3 protein-coding genes are annotated in these 7,444 nt (G+C 34.6%); 1 reads left to right on the top strand and 2 read right to left on the bottom strand.

Features of this window, described 5'->3' with window-relative positions:
* A partial coding sequence (locus LQ622_RS05610) for a Rib/alpha-like domain-containing protein (RefSeq protein ID WP_239774744.1) occupies positions 1–5,666 on the bottom strand: 5,666 nt, incomplete at its 3' end.
* Between the two features lie 450 nt (positions 5,667–6,116).
* On the opposite strand from LQ622_RS05610, the gene LQ622_RS05605 reads away from it, so the two are divergent.
* Complete coding sequence (locus tag LQ622_RS05605) at positions 6,117–6,515, top strand: ribonuclease HI family protein (RefSeq protein WP_037588660.1); 399 nt, start codon at positions 6,117–6,119, stop codon at positions 6,513–6,515.
* 42 nt (positions 6,516–6,557) lie between these two features.
* Here the strand turns inward: LQ622_RS05605 and LQ622_RS05600 are convergent, their stop codons facing one another.
* Positions 6,558–7,442 (bottom strand): 5'-3' exonuclease, encoded by an 885-nt coding sequence (locus tag LQ622_RS05600; protein WP_037588125.1) that lies wholly within the window; start codon positions 7,440–7,442, stop codon positions 6,558–6,560.
* Positions 7,443–7,444 lie beyond the last annotated feature (2 nt).

Here is a 7,444-nt window from a genome sequence, read left to right as displayed (position 1 = left end):
TCAGTGTTAGAACCTGAGTCATTGTTAGAGTCAGAACTACTATCAGTAGCTGAGTTACTGTCAGTATCAGAGTTAGAATCTTTATCGGATTGACTATCAGAACCGCTGTTAGTGTTACTATCTGAGTTGCTATCTGTAGCAGAACTAGAACCATTATTTAAATCAGGATTTGCATCAGATCCAGTGTTGTCATTAGAGTCCGAACTGCTGTCATTAGCAGAGTTAGAATTTTTGTTAGAATGGTTTTCAGAACTGCTATCAGTGTTAGAATTTGAATTATTGTTAGCGTCAGAGCTTGTGTCAGAACCACTGTTTGAATTAGAGTCTGAATCAGAATTACTGTTAGCATCTGAAGTTGAGCTAGAATCAGAACCGCCATTAGCTTCAGAATCAGAAGAACTATCATTAGCTGAATTACTGTCTGCAGCAGAGTCAGAACCATTGTTCGAATCAGGATTTGCATCAGAACCTGAGTTGTTGTTAGAATCAGAGTTCATGTCAGAACCACTGTTAGAGTTAGAGTCTGAGTTGCTGTCATTAGCTGAGTTAGAATCTTTATCAGATTGACTGTCAGAACTGCTGTCTGTGTTAGAACCTGAATTATTAGCGTCTGAATCAGAAGAACTATCAATGTTAGAACCAGAGTCATTGTTAGCATCTGAATCAGAAGAGCTATCAGTAGCTGAGTTACTGTCTGTAGCAGAGTCAGAACCGCTGTTAGAGTTAGAATCAGAGTTGCTGTCATTAGCAGAGTTAGAATCTTTATCAGATTGACTATCAGAGCTGCTGTCTGTATTAGAACCAGAGTTCATATCAGAGCCACTATTAGAGTTAGAATCAGAACTGCTGTTAGTGTTTGAACCAGAATCGTTATTAGAATCAGAGTTCATGTCAGATCCACTATTAGATTTAGAGTCCGAGCTGCTATCAGTGTTAGAACCTGAGTTGTTGTTAGGATCTGAATCGGAAGAGCTATCAGTAGCAGAATCAGAACCACTGTTTGAGTTAGAGTCCGAGTTGCTGTCATTAGCAGAGTTAGAATCTTTATCAGAGCTGCTATCTGTATTAGAACCTGAATTATTAGCGTCTAAATCAGAAGAACTATCAGTAGCAGAATCAGAACCGCTATTTGAATAAGAGTCTGAGCCGCTGTCTGTATTAGAACCTGAATTATTTGAGTCTGAATCAGAACTACTGTTAGTGTTAGAACCAGAATCGTTGTTAGAATCAGAGTTCATATCAGAGCCACTGTTTGAGTTAGAATCTGAGTTGCTGTCTGCAGCAGAGTCAGAACCATTGTTCGAATCAGGGTTCGCATCAGAACCTCCGTTATCATCAGAGCTGCTATTGCTGTCGTCTACTATCACCTTCACAGGTATTAATTCAGAAGTACTATCTGGATACTTAACTAAAACTCCAAAATCTTGTACGGTTCCACCTGGTATATTTGTTGGAGATGTAACAGTTATAGCACCTGTTTCAGGATTAATTGTAGCAGTCCAACCATTAGTTACACTCTTTTCATCTATTTCAAATACACTACCTTTTGGCGCATCATTATCTTTTAGAGAAACCTCAGTAGCTGTACCGCGTTTGACTGGAATTGGTTCTTTTCCATAAGTTGGCTGGTAAGCTGTACTGTTAGGTATTGATAATTCAACTATAAATTCAGTTTCTTCAGAAGTACCATCTGGATATTTAACTAAAACAGTAATTCTTTCTGATTCATCTCCATTAGAATTAGCAGGAGGGGTAACAGTCGCTACACCAGTAATAGGATCAACTGTAGCAATCCAACCATCAGGAACACTATCTTCAGGAATTTCAAACTTAGTACCAGATGGTAACTTTTTATCTCCAGATTGTGATACCTCAAGAGTTTTACCAGGAATAGTAGTTTGATCTTCGTATCCTGGAGTATGATCTTCAGCTTGATTTGTAACTACTTTAATTGGAACAGTTGTATCGTCAGAAGAACCATCTGGATACTTAACTTTTACAGGAATATTAGCTGAATCTCCATTACTTGAGTTATCAGGAGGTGTAACAGTCACAACACCAGTATTAGGATCAACTGTAGCAGTCCAACCGTCAGGAATTTTAGCACCTTCAGGAATTTCATAAGTTGTACCAGGAGGCAAAGTATTATCACCAGTTTGAGGCACATTTTTAGCTACACCAGGTTTTGTAGGAACCGGCTCATTACCGTAGTTTGGATTATTACCCTGAGCTTCGTTCGGAACTACTGTAACTTTAGCAGTAGCAGTATCTTTAGTACCATCAGGATAAGTCACTTCAACTGGAATATCAGCAGTAGTACCTGATGCTGCATCAGCTGGAGGTGTTGCTGTTACATTACCATTATCTGGGTTAATAGTAGCCGTCCAACCAGCTGGTACGCGGTCACTAGGAATACTGAATTTAGTACCAGCAGGTAACTCTGTATCATCATTTTGTGGTACATCAACAGCCTTACCAGGTTTAGTTTCTCTTGGTGTGTCACTGTATCCAGGAGTATTTAGGTCAGCATTTGTTCCAATACCACGCTTAACAATTTTTCTAGTTGGCTCTTTTGATATTTCTTCGTTAGTACTTGCTACTGTAGTTCTATTACCTGTTTCAGGATCAATATTATAAATAGTCGTAACAGTTTTCTTACCAGGAATACCTTCATCAGCGACTTCTTCAATGCCACTAGGTAAATTTGGATCATCTTCATATTCAACTGTAGGCTGAATATCTTCTGTTGTTACCTCTTTAGCCCCTACTTTAATAATTTTATCTTGCTTTTCTAAAAGAGTTTCTTCAGTTACAACAGGATTTGTTTGAGTACCATCTTCAGCTGTTTCAACAGTTTCAATTAACTCACCAGTTTCCTCATTCAATTTATATACAGTAGAAACTTTCTTTTTACCATTTATGCCTTCTTGGATTGTTTCATTTGGCTCTGTAGTCAATTTTATAGTATCAGCTTCATAAATTGTCTTGAATTCTATATCTTCTTCTGTTACTTCAAGTGTATTTACTTCTACATGTTTTTCAATAGGTGTAATAGGATTTCCATTTTTATCTCTGATATATGAAGAAGTAACATAACCATTACCCTCGTTGTTTTTTAATCTTGTAGTATATTTTGTACGAAGTCCGTCACGTCCTTCTTGAGTAGTATTATGTTCGCCTTTTTGCTTAGATTCATCTTGTATTGCTGTAAATACTGTGTTTCTCTCTTCAATTGAAGTTAATTCTACATCATGCCCAATTAAAACAAATCTAGTAATATCACCAGCATTCATGCTTGAAATATTTTTATGATTTGAAGTATTACGATCGATATTACTTAAAGGTGTATTTCTACTACTTGCATCTGGGTTTTTAGGATCACTTAGTGATTCTACAGTAAGTTCATGATTATATAATCTTGCTGTAAAATTATTAATATTGTTCCATACATGATCAGGGTTTGAAGTATCGCCATTAACTAAGTTTTCATAAGTTTTGTTTTTATCACTTAAGTGGTTAGTATTCCACGTCATTACACGGTGGTCACCTTTCCATGTAATAATAGCCTTACCATCACCATAAATCATTGCAGTATTTTTATTTGGATGACGTGTTGTAGCAGTACGTTGAATATTCACGTATTTTGCAGTACCTTCGATTTTTAAACTTGTATCATTAGAAGATAAATTTGGTAAAACTAATACTTCAGAGTGGTCAAAATCAGTATTATCAGTACGTAAATCAAAAGTAGCGTTATTTTTAAGTATAATTTCAGATGCTGCGCCTCTCCATCCTTCCATTACGAAAAGCGCATTATGACTATGAACCTTACCAGTATTTGCATTTCTTAAATGGTTAATTGCATCTAATTTAAAAGTAGCATCTTCTTTAATTATTAGGCGGCTAATTGCTTTGAATCTAACTAAAGTATTGTCACGAGGACTTGGACGTCCTTGATTAATCTTACCGTTTGAAGTAGCTAAAAATTGAGTTCCTCTTCCTAATTCAAAATCCGAATTATCATGCATATTTATAATTTGACCATTACCTCTTTGATCAACATTTACAGTGTTATTTTCTCCAAAGGAAACCATAGCGTATTCGGAATCAAAATTAAAAATATCTTGTCCTTTTAAAGTGATTTTATTATTATCACCAAAAGTTATACGTGAACCTTTGCCTTCAACATAAAAGATATCTTGTGAATTATTACCGTAGTCATAGAACTTAGGATCGTAAGCTTCTATATTAACTTTAGTATTATCTCCAAAAGCAAGTATACCTTTCAGCTTATCTCTTTCGTTGCCTTCACGAGTTGTATAAAGTTTGAAGACTTTACCTTCACCTGTCATAGTCATGTTAATAGTACTACCGTTACTAATTCTTATTTCATTGGCTGCAATAGTTAAATTTTCATTAGCACCTAATTTCCCTGTCTGATGACTTGTAAATTCACCGGAAATATTAACTTTTAGATTTTCATCGTTTACTAATGTGACGCCAGTATGACTTATATCTCTAAAATTAATAATTTGGTTATGACTATTTGAACCGTATTGAATAAGTCCTCTTGGTCTTCTACCACTACCTGGTCGATTATCTTGTGTATTAATATGGCCATTACTAAATGTGATATTCCAACCTGGTTGGTTTTTACCATTCGTATCCATTTCAAAATAATTCTTGGCAGTATCAAATAAATGCTTATTTAAATCGATAGTAACTGCTCTAGCAGCATTTAGATTAAGTTTTTGAGAATCATTTTTTACGCCGAAAATATTTTTAGTTGGGTTAGGCATAGTAATATCATTATTAAATACAATTTTCCCTACATTTCTATCGTTGAGTGCAGCTAATAATTGGTTATAATTACTAACATTTCGCGTTTGTAACACTGCTGCTCTAAATACGCTGCTGTAATTTTCACCTGTTCTAGGTGCTTGTCTTGAAGGTTGTTCTAATGTTGTTGCTTCAACTTTGTCTTTGTTTTGGTTGTTAACGATATCTTCAAGTGATTTGGATGATACGCTGTTTGCATCTACATCAGAAATTGTATTTGTAACTGTTGCTTCAACTGTTGGTGTATCTACTGCAGGTGTTTCTTCAACACTTGATGGTTGTACTACATCTTCGGTATTACTTGTTGGAGCTGTAGTTTCTGCTGTTTCTTCAATACTTGTTTCTTCTTTAGCTACTTCGATTGATTCAGCTTTTGGTTGTTCTGCTTTTTCTACAGTTTCAACTTTAGCAGCTTCTGGTGCTACTGTATCAACTTGAGTTGCTTCTTCTGTTGATGCTGTTTCTGTAGTTGATTTATCTTCTGTTGTTGTTTCTTCGTTAGTTGTTGTATCTTGTGTTGTTTCATCAACTGTAGGTGCTTCGGTAATTGCTTCTTCTTTTGGTTGTTCTGCTGGTGTTTCAGCTGTACCGATTTCTTTAGTTCCTTCTACATTTGATGATTCTTCTATTGCAGATGCTTCATCAACTGGATCTGTTGAATTGTCTTCTGCTTTTTCTTCTTGTGCATGTTTTTGAATTACATTTTCCGATGCAAATGCATCATGAGTTGGTAAGCCTAAGAATATAAGCGTACCGATTAGTATCGAACACGTTCCTACTGTGTACTTACGGATACTAAATTTCTGTAATTTCCGTTGCTTATCCATTAGCAAGCCCCTTTACTATAAAATTTCATAAAAGGCAACTTTACTCATGGCTGAGTTCCCCCGTTACTATTTTGTCTCTATCTCATTAGTAATGTGTTCAGTATATATTCTATTAATGAATCTCAGATATATGAGTGAAGTGCACACTATTAATATGTGAATGGTCGTGCGTAATTAACTCTCCTTTCGTTATAATTATTCACACATAAGATATGAACAAAATTAAATTTCGTTCTGAAATAGTATATCACTTTTAATATCAGTTTCAAATACTATTTATAATAAACTCTATAATTTTTATATACAATTTTTACAACTTACAATATTATGTACAATTTTGATGGAGAATTATTAAGTCGGAATGAAAAGTATTATAACCATTTATTGAAGTCTGTTTATCGTTCGTGTAAATTAGATGAGAAGGTAAATAATTTGAAAGAGTTGATTGAAATGCCGCAAATATATTTTGACGCCGCTTCTAAAGGCAATCCTGGAGAAAGTTGTTGTGCATGCGTCATTATTACGGATGATGCGAGACATCATTTCACATCTTATCTAGGTGAAATGGATAATCATCGTGCTGAATGGGAAGCATTAATCTTCTCTATTCAACATGCAATTGAATTAGAAGTTGGTAATGCATTGATTTATACAGATTCGAAATTAATAGCTGATAGTATTGATAAAGATTATGTCAAAAATCCTACGTTCAAACCCTACTTCGAGCTATTTAAAGAATTAGAACGTCAATTTGATTTAATATTTGTAAAGTGGATTCCACGAGCTCAAAATAAAGAAGCGAATCAATTGGCACAAACTGCCTTAAGAAAACAATTAAAACATAAATAAAAAGCATATCACGACGGGGCGTGATATGCTTTTTGCGTTTAATTATAAGAAGTTTGTTGTTAAATATTTACTTGATACGAATAATTCGTGTTCATTACAGATTTCGATTGATTGTTCGATTTCATGATGATATGTCATTTGATTCAGTAAATCTTCAGTTGCTAATGGTACATCTGTATGAATTTGTGCAAGTTGTTTCGACATAGCTAAGTCATCTCGATATGTGATGATTTTCTTTTGTTGACTTGCTGTTAATTCATTAATGTTTTCAAGAACATTTTCAACAGATTGATATTGTTGTATCAATTTAATCGCCGTTTTCTCACCGATACCTTTAACACCTGGATAACCATCAGCTGTGTCACCCATAAATGCTTTAACATCAACTAATTGATGAGGCTCTAAACCATATTCTTCTCTAAATTTATGAATATCATATTTATTGTAAATATTGAATCCTTTTTTCGTCAGCCATATATTCACATCTGTATTAATACATTGTAATAAGTCACGATCACCACTCACAACATATGTTTCGTGTCCTTTTTCTTGAGCGCGTTTACTAATTGTCCCGATAACATCATCCGCTTCATAATTCGTAATACCTAAATTGAGTAGTCCTAATTTCTCAGCGATTTCTTTCGCTCTATCAAATTGTGGAATCATTTCTTCAGGTGGTGCAACTCTATTTGATTTATATGCTTCAAACATATCATTTCTGAAAGTCTTAGATCCCATATCCCAACATACGGCAACGTGTGTTGGTTTAATGTCATTGATCACTGTATAAGAATGTCTAATAAATCCTTGTACAGCATTCGTAGGAATCCCTTTAGAATCTCTCATAAATTGTTTATGAATGCTCGTTGCATAAAAATGTCTAAATAATAAAGCCATACCATCTATTAATAATATTTTGTTACTCATAT

It is taken from the genome of Mammaliicoccus sp. N-M50 (assembly GCF_022386995.1).
Classification (GTDB): Bacteria; Bacillota; Bacilli; order Staphylococcales; family Staphylococcaceae; genus Mammaliicoccus; species Mammaliicoccus sciuri_A.
This window is presented reverse-complemented; position numbering and strand designations above follow the sequence as displayed.